This is a genomic window from Arthrobacter citreus (assembly GCF_038405225.1).
Classification (GTDB): domain Bacteria; phylum Actinomycetota; class Actinomycetes; order Actinomycetales; family Micrococcaceae; genus Arthrobacter_B; species Arthrobacter_B citreus_A.
In genome coordinates, this window is sequence record NZ_CP151657.1 from 3,377,153 (window position 1) to 3,393,878 (window position 16,726).

The following is a 16,726-nucleotide window of genomic DNA, read 5'->3' on the forward strand; positions in this document are numbered from 1 at the left end:
GGGCGAAAGGCTACTCCGTCAACGGCCGCCGGCGGCACCCCTTCGCCTACCGGCTTCCGCGCGGCTTTCCACCCTTGCGGCCGCCCTTGGTCTTATTGGCTGTCTTCTGGGCCTGGCCGCCCTTGCTGCCCGCGGCACCCTTGCCGCCGCCCTTGGCAGCGGGCCGGCCGCCCGACTTCGCTGTCCCCTTGTCCGCGCTCCTGCTCTGACGTTCCTTGGTGCGCTGCCGGGCCGTCAACTTTTGTTCCGCCTGCACCGAGGGCTGGCGTGAACTGTTGGCCGTCCGTCCGCGCACAATTCCCACCAGCTCTTCGATTCCCGGATCCGCGCTGCCGTCAAGCCAGGCAACGGCGATCCGGGTTCCGGGAACACCCGCCAGGGGGCGTGCCACCACGTCGCGGCGTGAGTACAGCTTGGCCACTGACATGGGGAGGATCAGAAGGCCGGCGCCGGAGGCCACCACTTCCATGCCGGTCTCCACACCGCCCATTTCGTGAAGGTCCAGGAAAGTCTCGCCCGCCAGGTCAGCAAGGTCCAGTTCGTCGAAGGCCGCGACGGCGGAATCCTTGGCAGCAGCCACCACCGGGAGTTCCTCGTAAAGGGTGATGACGCTCAGGTCCGCCGGACGGATGAATCCCTCGTCCGGAACACGGATAAACACCACGTCGGCGCGGCCCGCACGCAGGTCATCCACAACCTCGTCTTCGGGGCGCTGAAAAGCCTGCAGCTCACGGTCCTGCCGCTCGTTCCACCTGCCGATCCACTTTCCGGGCGTCACACCGGGAACGTACGCCAGCTTCAGCGGCTGGGCTGGACGGGGCTTGTGGGAGGGGTCATCAATTGGCACCTTTTCAGGTTAGCCCAGCATGGTCTGCCTTCTTCGCGCCCGTTCGTTGCGGATCCAGGCTGCAGCAGCGGAGCGGGATACCCTTGCCTCCCGCTCCGGATACCCTTATTAGATGACTTCCGAGAAATCCCAATCCATGAAACCTGCCACGGCAGCCAAGAAACTGGGCATCTATCTGCCCGCCGCGCCGCAGGAGTTCCAGGACGGGCCTATTTCCCGGGCCCAGTTTGATGAACTTCAGGCCAATCCCCCGCAGTGGCTGATTGATCTGCGCCGCAACGGACCCCACCCGCGTCCTGTCGTGGCACAAAAACTGAATATCTCCATCAGCGGCCTGACCCGCTCCGGAATCACCGAGGCCCTGACCACGGAGGAGATCACCGCGCTGCTGGCTGCTCCCCCCGCTTGGCTCGTTGAGGAACGGGCCAGCTTCGCCGCCGTGCGTGAGGAGGCCAAACGCGTGAAGGAAGCCGAAGCCAAGAAGGAGCGCAAGGCGCAGGAGGCAGCCCATATTGCGGCTAAGGAACCCAAACAGCGCCGCTAAGTTTTCGCTGTCCCCTGTCATGCCTCCTTAATGGCGGGGCGGGCGGGGGCCGGCTGCGGGCATAAAAAAATCACCCCGGTCTTTCAACCGGGGTGATTCATTTTGTGCGCGAGGGGGGATTTGAACCCCCACGCCCTCTCGGACACTGGCACCTGAAGCCAGCGCGTCTGCCGTTCCGCCACTCGCGCCTAAATGGTTTCCCGAAGAGAGTGTGCCTTCCGTCTCACGACTGTCGGCGTCTCGATTCCTCGGGAACAGCAGAATCAAGCATACCCACATTTTGGGAAAACACCTAAACGGCTGCTGCACGGCATTAAAAACCGCGCCAGGACGCGGTTTTTGCGTCTCCCGAACAGGGCGGGCAACGCGGTCTCCACCTGCCCGCGTGGCTCAGGCGGACCTTCCGACACCTCGAGGCGCTCCACCCGCGTTAGGACATTTTTCAGCTGTCCCCAGTACTATCGAAGTGGACCTGTGCACCTTTGGCCTGCCTTGCCGCTGCGCCGGAATTGCCCCTGCGGGCACTGCCGGAGCGGATTCCGGGCTTGCCGCAGGCGTGCACGGGCCAGATATCCACCGGAGTATCCGCCGGACATCCGGACAGAAGCAGGACCTAGGGAAGGAGGCGAACATGGGCTTACTCGATAACGTCGAACGCGGAATCGAAAAAGTAGTGCGAGGTGCCTTCTCCTCGGGCGGTTCCGGCCGGGTGGAACCCCTTGAACTGGCGATCGCCATGAGGCGTGAACTGGACGAGCGTTCCTTCACCGTGGGACAGGGCCGCACCCTGGCCCCAAACGTCTTTACTGCCCGGCTGTCTGATTCGGACTTCAAACGCGCGCAGGAATGGGGCGCTCCGTTGGCCGAAGAACTCTGCGATGTGGTGATCAAGCACGCCCGAAGCCAGTCCTACACGCTCCAGGGGCCGGTCCGGGTTTCCTTCACCCGCGATTCCTCGCTCAAGCCGGGCGTCCTGGAAGTTGATTCGTCAACCGAGAAGGCGGGAGCCCCCGCACCCCGGCAGGCTGCCCCGCCCGCTCCGCGTCAGGGTCCGGGACGCATGCAGCCCGTTTTGGACATCGACGGCCAGCGATATTCACTAAATGCGCCATCGGTGGTTCTCGGGCGGTCCTCCGAGGCGGATATCCTCGTTGATGACACCGGCGTTTCCCGCCGCCACCTGGAAATCCGCACTGAAAACGGTGTTAGCCGCGCCATCGACCTCGGTTCCACCAACGGAAGCTTCGTCAACGGCCAGAAAGTACAAGGGGAAGCAGATCTTACGGATGGTTCCACTATTGCCATGGGTCGAACCCGCATCACGTTCCGGCTTCTGCCGTATCGGACCGGGGGACGTTAGTGGACAGTGAACTCATTGTGACCCTGCTGCGCTACGGGTTCCTGATCCTGCTGTGGTTAATGGTCATCAGTGTCGTCGGTGCCATCCGGCGTGACCTGGTAGTCGGCAGCCGCAACCGGACCGGCACGCCCAGCGCCCGGCAGATCCGCCGAAATCCCGCCCTTGAGAAGCAGGTGCCCGCCCCGGCCAGGGTTCCCGCCCGCCAGGTGGTTGTCACCGAGGGTCCCCTGCGCGGAACCACCCTGGACCTGGCGTCCAGCCCCATTCTGCTCGGCCGCGCGCAGGAGGCCACGCTCGTCCTCGACGACGACTATGCCTCCGGCCGCCATGCCCGTCTCTTCCCGCAGGGCAGCCGTTGGTTCATCGAGGACCTCGGCTCCACCAATGGCACGTTCCTCGGCGGAAGCCAGCTGACCCGGGCCCTGCCCGTGGAGCCCGGTGTTCCGATCCGCATCGGCAAGACGGTCCTTGAGTTGAGGCCTTAGCCGTGGCCCTGGTGCTCAACTACGCAGCACGGTCCGACGTCGGCATGGTTCGTTTAAAGAATGACGACTCAGCCTACGTCGGCCGATATTTGGCCGTTGTCGCCGACGGCATGGGTGGTCATGCCGGCGGCAACGTCGCCTCAGCCTCGACCGTGCTGGATCTGGTGCATCTGGACAGCGGAACCCACGACGACGAACCCCTCACCGTCCTGGCGGATGAAATCCAGGCGGCGAACTCCCTCCTGTCCGAGCTCGTGACCACCAGCCCGCAGCTGTCCGGTATGGGCACCACGGTCACGGCCCTCCTGCTGAACGGCAACCGGTTTGCGTTCGCCCATATTGGGGACTCACGCGCCTACCGCCTCAAGAACGGTGTCTTCGAGCAAATCAGCATCGATCACACCTTTGTCCAGCGGCTCATCGACGAAGGCCGGCTGCGCCCCGACGAAGCTGAAGTGCATCCGCACAAGAACGTGCTCATGAGGGTGCTGGGCGATGTGGACGCCAGCCCGGAACTTGATCTTGCCTCCTTCGAAGTTGAACCCGGCGAAAAATGGCTGCTGTGTTCAGACGGTTTGACCGCTGTCCTGCGGGACTCGGACATCGAAACTGTCCTTCGGGAGACCTCTGACCTGCAGCGCTGCGTCGACATCCTGGTTGAACTCACCCTTGCCGGCGGTTCCCCGGACAACGTCACGGTGGCGGTCATCGAGATTGCAGAGGTCCCGGACGATTCCCTGCCGGTGGAAGCTTCCTCAGCCCGGGTTTCCCTGCCCGGCGGACCGGTTCTGCCCGCAGTGGTGTCCGCTCCCGCGCCGGAGTCTTCCCCTGCCGGCGGGCCGGACAATGCACCCTCCGCAGACGATGAACCCGTCCGGGCGGACCTCATCCGGCAGGACCTCTCCTCACGGCCGCACGTTCTTGTTGGCGCAGCGTCACTGGCCACTGAAACCGGACAAATCCCCATCGTCACCAAACGGACGGCCGAACGCCGCGCTGCCCGTTTGCTGACCCACAAGGCAGCACCGGAAACGGAAACCGCGCAGGAACAGGAGCCGCCCAAGCAACGGCGCCGGCCGCGCTGGCTGGTGCCCACCGCACTGGCCGTGATTGCTGTTCTGCTGGCCGCTGTCCTTTGGGTCGGCTACACCTGGACGCAAACCCGCTACTACGTGGGGTCCAGCGACAACAACGTTGCCATCTACAACGGTGTCTCGCAGTCCCTGGGTCCAATCCGGCTGTCCACCGTCACCGAACGGACCGACATCACCGTGGACAGCCTGCCCGAATACCAGCGCAACCGGGTCCAGGGCACCATTCCCGCCAAGGACCTGCTGCACGCCGAGCAAATCGTTGAGGACCTGCGGGGTACGGCCCGCACCGCTGCCTGTGATCCCGCCGAGCCCGCCACACCGGCCGCCGGCGCCACGGCTGCCAAGCCCTCGGCTGCGCCATCACCCCCGGCATCAGCGAATCCGGCTGACCCCAGTGAATGCGAGGGGCAGAAGTAATGTCCGACGTTCTGACGGTTCCCAAATCACGGCGCAACGTTGAAGCCGTGCTCCTGCTGCTTGCCCTCCTGGTGGGTATCGGGGCGAACTTCGTTGTGGGATTGGACCAGGACCGCGCCTTCGACGCTGATTTCTGGACACAGGGGGCCACCCTTGTGGCCCTGGTGCTGGCCTTCCACATTGTGCTCCGCTTCCGCGCTAAATATGCCGATCCGGTAATACTTCCGATCGTGACCGCTCTGAACGGCATCGGGCTGGCCATGATCCACCGCTTGGACATCTCGGACGGCACCAATGCCGCGGACCGGCAGCTGTTGTGGAGTGCCCTTGCCGTCGCTGCGGCAATTGCCGTTCTCTTCCTCATCAAGGACCACCGGATCCTGCGCCGGTACACCTACATCTCGCTCATCGTGAGTGCGATCCTGCTGCTGCTTCCGTTGACTCCGCTTGGTGTGGAAATCAACGGCGCGCGGATCTGGGTCAGTATCGGCGGCGACAGGACCTTCCAGCCGGGCGAAATCGCCAAAATCACCCTGGCTATATTCTTCGCGGGGTATCTATCCACGAACCGCGACCTGATCCTGCTGGCCGGACGCAAGGTCGGCCCCCTCCAGCTGCCGCGCCTGAAGGACCTGGGGCCCATGATGGCAGCCTGGATCGTCAGCATCGGCGTGCTCGTCTTCCAGCGGGACCTCGGGTCCTCGATCCTGTTCTTCGGACTGTTCATGGCCATGATCTACGTGGCCACGAGCCGGGTCAGCTGGGTCCTGATCGGGGTTGCCCTGCTGACGGCCGGCGGCCTGGTCGCGATGCAGCTGTTCAGCCACGTGGCACTGCGGATTGACGGGTGGCTCAATGCCTTCGATCCTGAGGTCTACAACCGATCCGGTGGCGGCAGCTACCAAGTGGTACAGGGCCTCTTTGGCCTCGCCAGCGGAGGTCTTGCCGGAACGGGGCTCGGCCAGGGCCGTCCGGATCTGGTGGCCTACGCCAACTCCGACATGATCATTGCCGCCCTCGGTGAAGAACTGGGCCTGATCGGCATCTTCGCCATTGTCCTGATGTACGTGCTGCTGGTGTCGCGCGGCTTCCGTGCAGCACTGGGCACCCGTGACGGATTCGGCAAGCTGCTCGCCTGCGGACTGTCCTTCACGATCGCCCTGCAGTGTTTCGTGGTGATTGGCGGGGTGACGCGGTTGATCCCCCTCACCGGCCTCACCACACCCTTCATGTCAGCCGGCGGTTCCTCGCTGCTGGCCAACTGGATCATCGTCGCGCTGCTGCTGCTGATCTCCGAGGCGGCCCGCCGGCCGGCGGCCACCGGGCCGCTGACCGGCCCCATGGTGCCGGCCATGCAGGAATCACCGGTGGGATCAGCCCCACGCAAGTCATCACAGCGCGAACAGGAGGTACGCGGCGCATGAATCAAGCCATTCGCAACAGCTGGATCGTGGCCCTGTCCATGTTCGTCCTCATTCTCGGGTCCCTGACCTATGTCCAGTTCATTTCCGCCGACAAGCTCAACGCGGATCCGAATAACAACCGGACCATTTACCAGGACTTCGGCCAGAACCGCGGCTCGATCCTGGTGGACGGGGTTCCGATTGCCGAATCCGTGCCGTCGGACGATCAGTTCAACTTCCAGCGCGTCTACCACCAGCCGGAGCTGTACTCGCAGCTGACCGGGTTCTTCTCCCTTGGCAGCGGTATCACCCAGCTGGAACAGGTGATGAACGAGGAACTCACCGGCAACAGTGACCAGCAGTTTTTTGACCGGCTGGTCCAACTGGTCTCCGGCAGCCCTGTCCAGGGTGCCTCGGTCGAGCTGACAATCGATTCCGAACTGCAGCAGCTGGCCTATGACCTGATCCCCGAGGGCCAGAAGGGCTCCATTGTCATGATGGAGCCGAAAACCGGAAACATTCTGGCCATGGTTTCCAAGCCCAGCTACGACACCAATCTGCTGGCCGTCCATGACACGGAGGTAGTTGCGAAGAACATGGAGGCGCTGCTCACGGTCGACGGGCTCTCGCCCTACCGCAACGCAGCCACCCAGTCCCTGCTGGCCCCCGGCTCGGTCTTCAAGCTGGTGGATGCCGCGGCCGCCCTCGAGTCAGGCGATTACGACGCCGATTCACTCGTGGACAATCCCAGCGAACTTCCGCTGCCGGGCACGAATATCTCCCTGCCGAACTACACCAACGGCAACTGTGCCGCCCGGTCCGAGGCCACCATCGGTTTCGCCCTGGAGCAGTCCTGCAACACCGTCTTTGCCCAGATTGCGTGGGACGTCGGCGAGGACGCCATCGCGTCGCAGGCGGAGAAGTTCGGTTTCAACAAGGCGCTGAGCCTGCCCGAGCGGGGCATGTACGAGGTGGTGGCCAGCGGCTTCCCCACCGGCATGGACCAGGCCCAGCTGGCGCAGGCGGCCATCGGGCAGTACAGCGTCACCGCCACTCCGCTGGAAATTGCCCTGATGTCCTCAGCCATCGCCAACAACGGCGTGCAGATGACCCCCAACCTGATTCGCAACGTCAGGGACGCCGATTTGTCGATCATCGATGAACCGGAACCGGAGGTCCTGAACACCTCGGTCAGCCCGGAAACCGCACGTCAGCTCACCAACTGGATGGTCGGCGTCGTTAACAACGGCACCGCCTCCGCGGCGCGGATCCCCGGCGTCGAGGTGGCAGGCAAGACCGGCACCGCTGAAGTGCAGGGCAAGGGCGACAATGCCTGGTTCACCGGCTTCGCACCCGCCAACGACCCCCAAGTGGCTATCTCCATCGTCATGGAAGACGTGGATCTGGCCACCGGATCACAACTGACCACTCCAAGCGCGCAGAAACTCCTAGAGGCGGTGTTAAATAAGTGAGGCCTACATCAGGAATCACCTTAGGCGGCAGATTCCAGCTCACTGACCGTATCGCCATCGGCGGTATGGGTGAAGTGTGGAAGGCACGGGACCTCGTCCTGGGCCGCATTGTTGCCATCAAGATCCTCAAGGAGGAGTACACCGGGGATCCGGGCTTCCTGAACCGGTTCCGGGCCGAAGCGCGCCACACCGCGCTGCTGAACCACGAGGGCATCGCCAACGTCTTCGATTACGGCGAGGAAGAGGGCTCCGCCTACCTCGTGATGGAGCTCGTTCCGGGCCTGCCCCTGTCCTCCATCATTGAGCGCGACAAGAGCCTCACTCCGGACCGCACCCTTTCCATCATCGGCCAGACCGCCACCGCGCTGGCCGCGGCGCATAAGCAGGGACTCGTCCACCGCGACGTGAAGCCCGGCAATCTCCTGATCCTGCCTGACGGCCGGGTCAAAATCACCGACTTCGGCATCGCCCGCCTGGCCGACCAGGTGCCTCTGACCGCCACCGGCCAGGTGATGGGAACAGCGCAGTACCTGGCTCCGGAACAGGCCACCGGCCAGCAGGCCACCGGTTCCAGCGACATTTATGCCCTCGGCGTCATTGGCTATGAGCTCCTGGCCGGCACCCGCCCCTTCTCCGGCGAGTCACAGATTGCCATTGCCCTGGCCCAGGTCAACGACACACCGCCGCCGCTGCCTGAGAGCATTCCGGTGCCGGTCCGCGCCCTGATCATGTCCATGCTGGCCAAAGATCCGGCCGACCGCCCGGCTGACGCCGAAGCACTGGCCCGGGCCGTTGCCGCCATCCGGCGTGGCGACATTGCCGCTGCCGAGGCCGCCGTGCCCGGCATGCTGCTCTTCGGCGGCGGCGCCACTGCCGTGAACGACGCCGTCACCGCACCGGTGCCCACCACCGGAACCTCAGCCACCCGTGTGGTCAACACCGCGCCGTCCACCTCGGCGCTTCCCACTGTTGCAGGGGCGGCAGTGGGAGCGGAGTCCCCGGCAACCGGTGAACTGGCCGCGTCACGGGAATGGACCGATGAGGACGTTGACGACGCCGACGGCGGCGTTGTCGGAAACGGCGGGGATGGCGGGGACGACGCCCCCGACAAGCGTCGCCGCCCGTGGATCATTCCCCTTGTGGTCGTGCTGGCACTGCTAGCCGCCGCCGCTGTTGTCTGGGCCCTGGTGTCCGGGAACAGCAGTGATAACCCCGAGCCCAAGCCCTCGGCCACCACCACTCAGCCGAGCCCGAGCCCCAGCCGCACCAGCCAGTCTCCCTCCCCGACGCCGTCGGAGGATGCAGACGAGATCACCATCAACGCCGCCAGCTTTGAAGGCCGCAGTTACAACGATGTGGAAGCCGAACTGATCAACCTCGGCCTCGCCGTCAACGGTGTGGGCGCATCGTCCTCGGACGTCCCCGAGGGCACCGTGATGGATGTCAACCCGGTGGGGACACTCCAGCGCGGAACCCTGGTCACGGTCACCTATTCGACCGGCCCGGAGCCGACGCAGTCCCCCTCCATGACCACGGTTCCCTCCGGCATCACGGGCCAGAACGCATCCGCCGCGGAACAGCGGATCAAGGATGCGGGCCTGGTGCCGGTCAACGGCGGCACACAGGCCTCCAGCCAGCCTCAGGGCACCGTGGTGGCCGTCAACCCGTCCGAGGGCGCACCCCTTCCCGAGGGCTCGACGGTGACGTACTTTACGTCCGAGGGACCGGCAGCTGTTGAACCGGCCCCCGCCCCCACCAGCGCTCCGGAGCCAACGCCCACAGTGACTTCGGAGTCCTCTGTTCCCGCGGCGCCCAACGGCACGAATCCAACGGCCGGGTAAGCACTCATGAGCGCAGAATTCCTCAAAGGACACCCCACCTTGAACACCGAACGGGTGTTGAACGGCCGCTACGAGATCGGTGAGCTCATTGGCCGCGGCGGCATGGCCGACGTGTACCTTGGCCGTGACATTCGGCTGGGCCGTTCCGTGGCCATTAAGGTGCTGCGCCCCGATCTTGCCCGCGATCCGCTGTTCCAATCACGGTTTCGCCGGGAGGCGCAGGCGGTGGCAGGCCTGAACCATCCGGCGATTGTGTCCGTCTACGACACCGGCGACCAGGAGTCCCCGGGGTCTTCGCCGGAAGATGTCCGGCTGCCGTTCATCGTGATGGAATATGTCCCCGGCCGCACCCTCCGGGACTTGGTCAAAGCAGGAGAAATCACCACGGACAAAGCCGTGGAATACATCCTTGGAGTCCTTTCGGCGCTGGAATACAGCCACCGGTCCGGAATTGTGCACCGCGACATCAAGCCCGCCAACGTCATGGTGACCGCCGACGGCGGCGTCAAGGTCATGGACTTCGGCATTGCCCGGGCCATGGCCGATTCGGCCGCCACCATGACCCAGACCCAGGCTGTCATTGGAACGGCGCAGTATCTCTCGCCGGAGCAGGCCCGCGGTGAAACCGTTGATGCCAGGAGCGACCTCTATTCGGCAGCCTGCCTGCTGTTCGAAATGCTGGCAGGACGGCCTCCGTTTATTGGCGACAGCCCTGTATCGGTGGCCTACCAGCATGTCCGGGAGGCACCGCCGAAGGCCAGCAGCTTCAATGCGGAGATTCCAGCCGCACTGGATGCCGTGCTCGAGCGGGGGCTGGCGAAGGACCGCGCCGATCGTTACCAGGATGCCCATGCTTTCCGTGACGCCCTGTTGGCGGTCCGCAGCGGGGTGCCCGCAGCTGACCCGGCCCCTGCCACCGACGCCACGGAGGCCCTGACCGTTTCAGCCCCGGCCCGCCCGGCAGTCGACGTCAGCCCCATTGAAGACGAGCCGCGCACCCGGGCCATGGCGCGGGTGCGCTCCGGCGGTCCACTGACCACATCCGCCCACGAAGAAGAAGATGACGACGACGGCGAGCTGACCATCGGAGCCACCGGTGACCGGGATCCGGAGCAGAAGGCGCGGCGGCGGGCCTGGATCACCACCCTGTTCATTGTCCTGATACTCCTGCTGGGTGCCGGATCCGTGCTGGCCTATAACCTGATGAATCCCAAGGAAGTCGCTCCGGTGACCGCCACGATGCCCAACGTGGAATCCAAAAGCCAGACAGATGCGCTGAATATCATCATGGATGCCGGATTCGGACCGCCAACCATCGAACCCGAGTACAGCGACACCGTAGCCAGCGGCCTTGCCATCCGCACTGACCCCGCGGGTGGATCGGTGGTTCCGCTGGAGGAGAACGTCATCCTCTACCTGTCACAGGGACCGTCGAGCGTCACCGTGCCTGGAAACCTTGCCGGCATGACCGAACCGGAGGCCCGCGACGAACTGCGCAGGGCGGGGCTGCAGGGAGGAACCACGGCCGAGGCGAACAGTGCCACGGTTCCGGCCGGGCGGGTCCTTTCCAGCAGCCCGGCGCCCGGAGCGGCTGTTCCGGTCAGTTCCACGGTTAACCTTGTGCTGTCCACCGGCAATGTCACCGTTCCGGATCTGGTGGGCAGCACTATGGAGGATGCCCGGGCAATCCTTTCCAGTGAGATGGTCGGGCTGGGGATCACTGTGAACGAGGTCGAGAATTCCACGGTTGCTCCGGGGCTGGTCATCGAGCAGAGTGTCCCCGCGGGCATGGATGTGGAACAGGGTTCCACGATATCCGTGACCGTGGCCAAGGCCCCGGTGGAACCCACGGAGGAACCCGAGCCCAGCCCGAGTGCGTCTCCGGAGCCGTCCGAAACGGCGAAGGGCAAGAAGAAGGACGACTAGCGCGGCAGTGTGCCTGCTGCGGTCGACATGAGCGGACTGAGCGTGGCGGCGTGGGCTGCCGCGCCGGTCAGGCCCAAGCCTTCCAGCCAGTTGCCCAGCATCTGGTAGCCGCCTTCGGTAAGCACCGATTCCGGATGGAACTGCACCCCGGACAGGGGAGCCGTGGAGTGGCGCAGTCCCATGATGATTCCGCTGTCGGTTCGCGCGGTGACCTGCAGTTCCTTCGGAATGGTGTCAGCCACTGCAGCGAGTGAGTGGTAGCGGGTGGCGGTGACCGGGCTGGGCAGGCCAGCAAACACATCGGTGCCTTCGTGCCGGACCAGCGACGTTTTGCCGTGCATAAGCTCGGGGGCATGCGTCACTGTGCCGCCGTAGGCCTCCGCCAGGGCCTGGTGGCCCAAGCAGATCCCCAGCATGGCCTTGTTGTTTTCTCCGCACCAGCGGATCAGGTCAACACACACTCCCGCCTCGGCCGGAGCCCCCGGGCCCGGAGATACCAGCACACCGTCGCGTGCGGCGGCTAATTCAACCGCTTCGGCGAGCGTGACGTCGTCGTTGCGCACCACGGTGGTCTCGGCACCGAGCTGCTGCAGGTATCCCACCAGCGTGTAGACAAAGCTGTCGTAGTTGTCGACGACCAGGATTCGAATGCTCATGTGTTCTAGGAACCGCCAATCGTGGAATCGGTGAAGGGACTGAGGAAGCTGTATTCGGAGAACCACGGGAAAACGTAGTTCATGAGAAGCAGCACCACGCCGGCAATCAGCACGAGCGCGGTAAGGATGCGCACCCAGAGCGGACCCGGCAGGTTCCTGAAGATCCAAGCGTACATTTTACTTTGCCCCTTCCGCATTTTGGGCTACTTGAGCGGCAATCTCGGCAGGCGGTCCCGCTGACAGCGGCTGCCAGGAGTCCATGACCGCGTAGGCGATGATCCGCTCTTCAGCGCCGAACCGGGGGTTGCAGCTGGTCAACGTCAAAAAGCGCTCGGTGGGTATGGCTGCCGGCTGGGTGGGAACCGGAGCAATGACGTCCACCCGGTCCGGCAGCACAATCTGGTTGTTCCGGTACACGTAGCTGTAGTAGCCGTCTTTGGTCTGCACATAGACCTTGTCCCCGGGCACGAGGGTGTGGATGGCATCCAGGACCTGCCCGTGTGTCTGACGGTGACCTGCCAAAGCAAAATTGCCGACCTCGCCGGGCATGGCCGTGGAGGGGTAATGACCCAGGCCGAGGGAATCCAGTACGGCTGTTCCCACGCCGCTGGTGACGGGGCGGGAATAGGACTCCCCGAACCGGGGAATGTACACCACGCCAAACGTACGGCCTTCTTCGGCGATGGGCGGCATGACAACGGGGTCGCCGTAGTCGGGCTCCGCAGCGGTTTCCGGCGCCGGTGCAACGGGCGCGTCGAATTCCTGGAACAGGTTTCCCACGGCCTGCTCCTGCTTGTTGTTGGCGTCAATGTTGGTCCACCACAACTCCCACACCACATACAGCACCAGCAGCAGCCCAAGGGTGATCAGGAGCTCGCCGATCACCTGGATGATCAGCTGGCCGGCACTTCGCCGGCGGCGGCCGGAGCCGGGCGGCGCGGATCCCCTGCGCGAGTGTGCTGCCCTGCTGGAGGTAGCCATAGTTCCCTTTTCCTTCGAGACCGGACTGTTGCGGGGGCGGCGCCGGGAGGTGCCGCCATTCGCTACGATGAGTACAAGGGAAACAGCCAGGTGCGGTGGCAGCCCCAAGTCAGGATACAGCCGGGCCATGGCCCGCTGCGGCAGCACTGCACCCCCGTCCCCGCCATGACCGTCTATACCGGCGCTCCACAGAGCCGGTTCCGCCAGGAGGATCCGTGCCCGAGTCGAAGTCCCGCAAGAAGCCCGCAGCAACCTCACCGGCTGCCGCAAAGACCCCCTCTGCGCCCAAGCCCAATCCGGTGTGGTACAAACCGGTGATGTTCGGCCTGATGATCATTGGCCTGCTGTGGATCATTGTCTTTTATATTTCGGAATCCCGCTTTCCGATTCCGGCGCTCGGTGCCGGTAATATCCTGGCCGGCTTCGGGATCGCCATTGTCGGGTTCCTCATGACCACCCGCTGGCGCTGAGGATAACTCCCCGCACTCCAGCGAGCGGTATCCGGCCGGGCCAAGGGAACGTGACTGGCCCGCAGGCCACCCCCTCTGCCTTCCTCCCCCGCAGCCGCGGCATCCACCCTTCCCCAGAGTCAGCGGGGAACGGTTGTGGATGTCCGCGGCTTTTCATCGTGTCCCCACCCGGTGTCCCACCCTGTGTCCCAGCCTGTGCAGAACTTTTGTACACACACTGTGCACAGAGTTATCCACAGGTGTGTGTAACTTTTCGGGCCCGTCGGCAAAAATTACCGCCAGCATAGGCACAGGAGTTATCCACAGCTGTGGAATTACATGTGTGTAACTCGGTTTTGCCTCTGGATAACCTGTTCACAGCTACCCCAACAGCCTGTGGATAACTCCCAGCGCGCGCGGGCAAACAGCGCATTTAGTGTGGCTGGACCGCCGCACGGACAGCGTCCGCGGTGCCGGCCCGTCCCGGTCCCGCCCTTAAGCAGACCGGATTTCCGCCCCAAATTGCGATCGTCGAACCCATCGGAGCCCGCAGTGCCTCCGCGAGTTATTAACACTGTGGGTATCCCTGTGGAAAACATTTCGATGCTTGTGGACAGTGCGGGCAGCATACCGGCGGGTTACAGGAGCAGCAGCCCCTTTGCTCCTGCCAGCACCGCGGTGAGGACGCACAGGACAACGACGATGACGGCCAGGCCGCCAAACTGGACCAGGGCCCGTTTATTGCCCTTGGGTGCGTACACGAGGACCGCCGCGCAGGCGGCGCCGGTCAACAGGCCGCCCAGATGGGCCTGCCAGGCAATGTTGGGGATAAAGAATCCCAGGGCGAAGTTGGCCGCGAGCAGGATCAGCACTGACCGGACACTGGCGCGGCGCTGCAGCAGGACCACCAGGAGGGCGCCGAACAGGCCGAAGATCGCTCCGGAGGCTCCCACGACGGCCTGGTTGATCGGGCTGAGGGCCAGTACACCCACGGAGCCGCCCAGTGCCGATACCAAGTACAGCAGGGCAAACCGGAGCCGGCCCAGTTGGGGTTCAAGTCCCTGCCCCAGGAACCAGAGCGCATAGAGATTGAAGAGAATGTGCAGGATCGAACCGGGCGAATGCAGGAAGGCAGCGGACAGCATCCGCCATGGTTCAACCCCAGTGTAGAGCGGGGCATACAGCAGTTCGCGAGTGAAGGCGGGGTTCAGGTACTGAATCACAAAAAACACCGCGCAGATGACCATCAGCGTGATGGTGACCACGGGCTTACCCTGCACGGCTTTTCCACCGTACGGGGTCCGGTATGCGGGCGCGGAACGCCGGCTTTCCTGGAAGCAGTCCACGCACTGAATGCCTACCGGGGCAGCGTGCTGGCATTCGGGGCAGGCTGCCCGGCCGCAGCGCTGGCAGCGGATGTAGCTGACCCGGTCCGGGTGCCGCGGGCAGACAGGAACCTGTGAGGCTGGTGTTTCAGCAGGCACTCCATACGACATTGCGGTACTCCCAAAGAGAAATGAGGCCAGATGGACGAAAGGCCCCGGCCGGAGATTCCGGCCGGGGCATCCGTGAACGGGCTAGAGCTGCTCGACGGTGATGCTGTTGATGACCACGTCTTCGGCCGGCTTGTCGCGCATGTCGGTGGCGACGGCGTTGAGCTGGTCAACCAAGGCGCGCGACTCATCGTCGGCTACCTCGCCGAAGATGGTGTGCTTGCCCTGGAGCCAGGTGGTGGGAACGGAGGTGATGAAGAACTGCGATCCGTTGGTTCCGCGGCCCATCTGGATTCCGGCGTTGGCCATGGCCAGCTTGTACGGGGTGGAGAAGTCCAGATCGGGGTTGATCTCGTCGTCGAACTGGTAGCCCGGTCCGCCGGTGCCGCGGCCCAGGGGATCGCCGCCCTGGATCATGAAGTCCTTGATGATGCGGTGGAAGATGGTGCCGTCGTACAGCGGGCGGCTGGTCTTCTCTCCTGTTGCCGGGTCGGTCCACTCGATCTCGCCGGTGGCCAGGCCAACAAAGTTCTTAACCGTCTTGGGCGCGTGGTTGCCGAAGAGGTTGACCTTGATGTCGCCAAGGGAAGTGTGGATGGTTGCAATTGCGGTAGGAATAGCAGTCATATATTTCATTGTTCCACGGCGGCGGGCCATGCGGGCGGAATTCGCCCGGTTCAGCGCACAGTGAAAAGTCCGCCCCGCCCGGGGTATCAATGGCACGCACTTGCCATCTCAACGTAGGGTAAGGATGAACCGTCACTATCCCGGGAGGTAGTTTTGAAGAAGAAGGACCGCATGGCCCGTGACTTTGAAGCCAATGTCACTGCAGGCGTAGAGACCGCACGTGACTGGGCTGCACCGAAGGTGGAAGCCGCCCGCGACTGGGCAGTGCCCCGTATCGAAAAGGGCATCGAAACCGCTTCACCCAAGATCCAGGAAGGCCTCAAGCGTGCCGGCGACGGCGTTGCCGCGGGAGTAGCAACGGTCACCCCCCGCATCCAGGAAGGCCTGCAGAAGGTCGGCCCAAGGATCAGCCACGCTGTGGATGAAGCAGCGCCCCGCATCCAGCACACCCTGGACCGCGCCACTCCGGTGATCACCGGCGCGCGGGACAAAGTGGTGGACGACTACATCCCGGGCCTCTCCACGCGGATTGGAGACGCTTCCGCCACGGTAACCCGCAGCTTGGGCGCCGCTTCCGTACCGGTGCAGACGGCTGTCGCCAAGGCGACCGGCAACAAGAAGGCTCTGAAGAAGGCACAGAAGGCTGCCGCACAGGCTGCCAAGGCTGCCGGCAGGAACCGGAAGGGCCGCGGCAAGGGCTGGCTGATCTTCGGCATCCTCGCCGCTGCCGTCACCGCCGGTGTTGCTGCCTGGCGCGCGTCGCGTCCGGTGGAGGACCCGTGGAAGACTCCTGCTCCGGCCAAGCCCGAAACCATCAAGGTTCCCGAGCCCAAGCCCGCAGCAACCTCCCCGGCCGCTCCCGCCGCCCCCACGGCTCCTGCTCCCACCGCCGTCAAGCCCGAAAGCGACGTTTCCAAGGCGTCCTCCAACGGCAAGGAATCCGTGAAGGAAACCAAGGAGACTGTTGCCAGCATCAAGGAGGCTGCCGAGCGCGCAGCAGCCCGCAGCGGTGAGAAGGTTGCCGAAGCTGCCAAGCACAGCAAGGAAGCAGCAGCCAAGGCCACTGACGCTGCCAAGGCATCCGGCGCCCACGCCGACAAGTCCGCGGAGAAGACCGGAGAATAACCCGGC

16 protein-coding genes and 1 tRNA gene are annotated in these 16,726 nt (G+C 64.3%); 10 read left to right on the plus strand and 7 right to left on the minus strand.

The features are described 5' to 3' along the window. Positions 1–46 precede the first annotated feature (46 nt). Positions 47–847 carry a LysR substrate-binding domain-containing protein gene (locus AAE021_RS15640; RefSeq protein WP_342023225.1) on the minus strand — a complete coding sequence of 267 codons (801 nt, stop codon included), beginning with the start codon at positions 845–847 and terminating at the stop codon, positions 47–49. Positions 848–959: 112 nt separating this feature from the next. Between AAE021_RS15640 and AAE021_RS15645 the strand changes: the two genes are divergently transcribed. Next, positions 960–1,391: a DUF5997 family protein gene (locus AAE021_RS15645; RefSeq protein WP_342023226.1), complete on the plus strand. Its 432-nt coding sequence runs from the start codon at positions 960–962 to the stop codon at positions 1,389–1,391. A gap of 105 nt (positions 1,392–1,496) precedes the next feature. Here the strand turns inward: AAE021_RS15645 and AAE021_RS15650 are convergent. After that, positions 1,497–1,579 (minus strand) — tRNA-Leu (locus AAE021_RS15650). A gap of 443 nt (positions 1,580–2,022) precedes the next feature. Here AAE021_RS15650 and AAE021_RS15655 point away from each other — a divergent pair. From AAE021_RS15655 to pknB, 7 genes are read left to right on the plus strand one after another with little or no spacing between them, the layout of a single operon-like run. Then, positions 2,023–2,751: a DUF3662 and FHA domain-containing protein gene (locus tag AAE021_RS15655; protein WP_342023227.1), complete on the plus strand. Its 729-nt coding sequence runs from the start codon at positions 2,023–2,025 to the stop codon at positions 2,749–2,751. A gap of 59 nt (positions 2,752–2,810) precedes the next feature. Further along, positions 2,811–3,236 carry an FHA domain-containing protein FhaB/FipA gene (locus tag AAE021_RS15660; protein ID WP_342025437.1) on the plus strand — a complete coding sequence of 142 codons (426 nt, stop codon included), beginning with the start codon at positions 2,811–2,813 and terminating at the stop codon, positions 3,234–3,236. Between the two features lie 44 nt (positions 3,237–3,280). Next, on the plus strand, positions 3,281–4,747 hold the full coding sequence (locus tag AAE021_RS15665) for a PP2C family protein-serine/threonine phosphatase (protein WP_425362490.1): 1,467 nt from the start codon (positions 3,281–3,283) through the stop codon (positions 4,745–4,747). Beyond that, the gene (locus AAE021_RS15670; RefSeq protein ID WP_342023229.1) at positions 4,747–6,171 is read left to right on the plus strand and encodes an FtsW/RodA/SpoVE family cell cycle protein; all 1,425 of its coding nucleotides are present in this window, start codon (positions 4,747–4,749) and stop codon (positions 6,169–6,171) included. The genes AAE021_RS15665 and AAE021_RS15670 overlap by 1 nt, the downstream gene beginning before the upstream one ends. Further along, on the plus strand, positions 6,168–7,622 hold the full coding sequence (locus tag AAE021_RS15675; protein ID WP_342023230.1) for a penicillin-binding protein 2: 1,455 nt from the start codon (positions 6,168–6,170) through the stop codon (positions 7,620–7,622). The genes AAE021_RS15670 and AAE021_RS15675 overlap by 4 nt, the downstream gene beginning before the upstream one ends. Further along, positions 7,619–9,463: a protein kinase domain-containing protein gene (locus tag AAE021_RS15680; protein ID WP_342023231.1), complete on the plus strand. Its 1,845-nt coding sequence runs from the start codon at positions 7,619–7,621 to the stop codon at positions 9,461–9,463. The genes AAE021_RS15675 and AAE021_RS15680 overlap by 4 nt, the downstream gene beginning before the upstream one ends. Positions 9,464–9,469: 6 nt before the next feature. Further along, positions 9,470–11,389, plus strand: a complete 1,920-nt coding sequence (pknB, locus tag AAE021_RS15685; protein WP_342023232.1) for a Stk1 family PASTA domain-containing Ser/Thr kinase — start codon at positions 9,470–9,472, stop codon at positions 11,387–11,389. Here the strand turns inward: pknB and AAE021_RS15690 are convergent. Genes AAE021_RS15690 through AAE021_RS15700 form a run of 3 tightly spaced genes read right to left on the minus strand, consistent with a single transcriptional unit; the run spans position 11,386 to position 13,026 of the window. Then, a complete protein-coding gene (locus AAE021_RS15690) occupies positions 11,386–12,045 on the minus strand; it encodes an aminodeoxychorismate/anthranilate synthase component II (RefSeq protein WP_342023233.1) in 660 nt (219 codons plus the stop codon). The genes pknB and AAE021_RS15690 overlap by 4 nt on opposite strands. A gap of 5 nt (positions 12,046–12,050) precedes the next feature. Then, positions 12,051–12,221 (minus strand): hypothetical protein, encoded by a 171-nt coding sequence (locus tag AAE021_RS15695; RefSeq protein WP_342023234.1) that lies wholly within the window; start codon positions 12,219–12,221, stop codon positions 12,051–12,053. Position 12,222: 1 nt separating this feature from the next. After that, positions 12,223–13,026, minus strand: coding sequence for a class E sortase (locus AAE021_RS15700; RefSeq protein WP_342023235.1), 804 nt, complete (start codon positions 13,024–13,026; stop codon positions 12,223–12,225). Positions 13,027–13,241: 215 nt separating this feature from the next. On the opposite strand from AAE021_RS15700, the gene AAE021_RS15705 reads away from it, so the two are divergent. Then, the gene (locus AAE021_RS15705) at positions 13,242–13,496 is read left to right on the plus strand and encodes a cell division protein CrgA (protein ID WP_342023236.1); all 255 of its coding nucleotides are present in this window, start codon (positions 13,242–13,244) and stop codon (positions 13,494–13,496) included. A gap of 617 nt (positions 13,497–14,113) precedes the next feature. On the opposite strand, the gene AAE021_RS15710 is transcribed toward AAE021_RS15705, so the two are convergent. Beyond that, positions 14,114–14,755: a rhomboid family intramembrane serine protease gene (locus tag AAE021_RS15710; protein ID WP_342023237.1), complete on the minus strand. Its 642-nt coding sequence runs from the start codon at positions 14,753–14,755 to the stop codon at positions 14,114–14,116. Between the two features lie 297 nt (positions 14,756–15,052). Then, positions 15,053–15,595 (minus strand): peptidylprolyl isomerase, encoded by a 543-nt coding sequence (locus AAE021_RS15715; RefSeq protein ID WP_342023238.1) that lies wholly within the window; start codon positions 15,593–15,595, stop codon positions 15,053–15,055. 171 nt (positions 15,596–15,766) lie between these two features. Between AAE021_RS15715 and AAE021_RS15720 the strand changes: the two genes are divergently transcribed. Further along, positions 15,767–16,720 carry a hypothetical protein gene (locus AAE021_RS15720; protein ID WP_342023239.1) on the plus strand — a complete coding sequence of 318 codons (954 nt, stop codon included), beginning with the start codon at positions 15,767–15,769 and terminating at the stop codon, positions 16,718–16,720. Positions 16,721–16,726: the final 6 nt, after the last annotated feature.

Excerpts from the sequence above, each read along its gene's own strand:
- AAE021_RS15700 (WP_342023235.1), bottom strand. The coding sequence starts at position 13,026 with ATGGCTACCTCCAGCAGGGCAGCACACTCGCGCAGGGGATCCGCGCCG.
- AAE021_RS15670 (WP_342023229.1), top strand. The coding sequence starts at position 4,747 with ATGTCCGACGTTCTGACGGTTCCCAAATCACGGCGCAACGTTGAAGCC.
- AAE021_RS15665 (WP_425362490.1), top strand. The coding sequence starts at position 3,281 with ATGGTTCGTTTAAAGAATGACGACTCAGCCTACGTCGGCCGATATTTG.
- AAE021_RS15715 (WP_342023238.1), bottom strand. The coding sequence starts at position 15,595 with ATGACTGCTATTCCTACCGCAATTGCAACCATCCACACTTCCCTTGGC.
- AAE021_RS15655 (WP_342023227.1), top strand. The coding sequence starts at position 2,023 with ATGGGCTTACTCGATAACGTCGAACGCGGAATCGAAAAAGTAGTGCGA.
- AAE021_RS15695 (WP_342023234.1), bottom strand. The coding sequence starts at position 12,221 with ATGTACGCTTGGATCTTCAGGAACCTGCCGGGTCCGCTCTGGGTGCGC.
- AAE021_RS15720 (WP_342023239.1), top strand. The coding sequence starts at position 15,767 with ATGGCCCGTGACTTTGAAGCCAATGTCACTGCAGGCGTAGAGACCGCA.
- AAE021_RS15675 (WP_342023230.1), top strand. The coding sequence starts at position 6,168 with ATGAATCAAGCCATTCGCAACAGCTGGATCGTGGCCCTGTCCATGTTC.
- AAE021_RS15645 (WP_342023226.1), top strand. The coding sequence starts at position 960 with ATGACTTCCGAGAAATCCCAATCCATGAAACCTGCCACGGCAGCCAAG.
- AAE021_RS15690 (WP_342023233.1), bottom strand. The coding sequence starts at position 12,045 with ATGAGCATTCGAATCCTGGTCGTCGACAACTACGACAGCTTTGTCTAC.
- AAE021_RS15660 (WP_342025437.1), top strand. The coding sequence starts at position 2,811 with ATGGTCATCAGTGTCGTCGGTGCCATCCGGCGTGACCTGGTAGTCGGC.
- pknB (WP_342023232.1), top strand. The coding sequence starts at position 9,470 with ATGAGCGCAGAATTCCTCAAAGGACACCCCACCTTGAACACCGAACGG.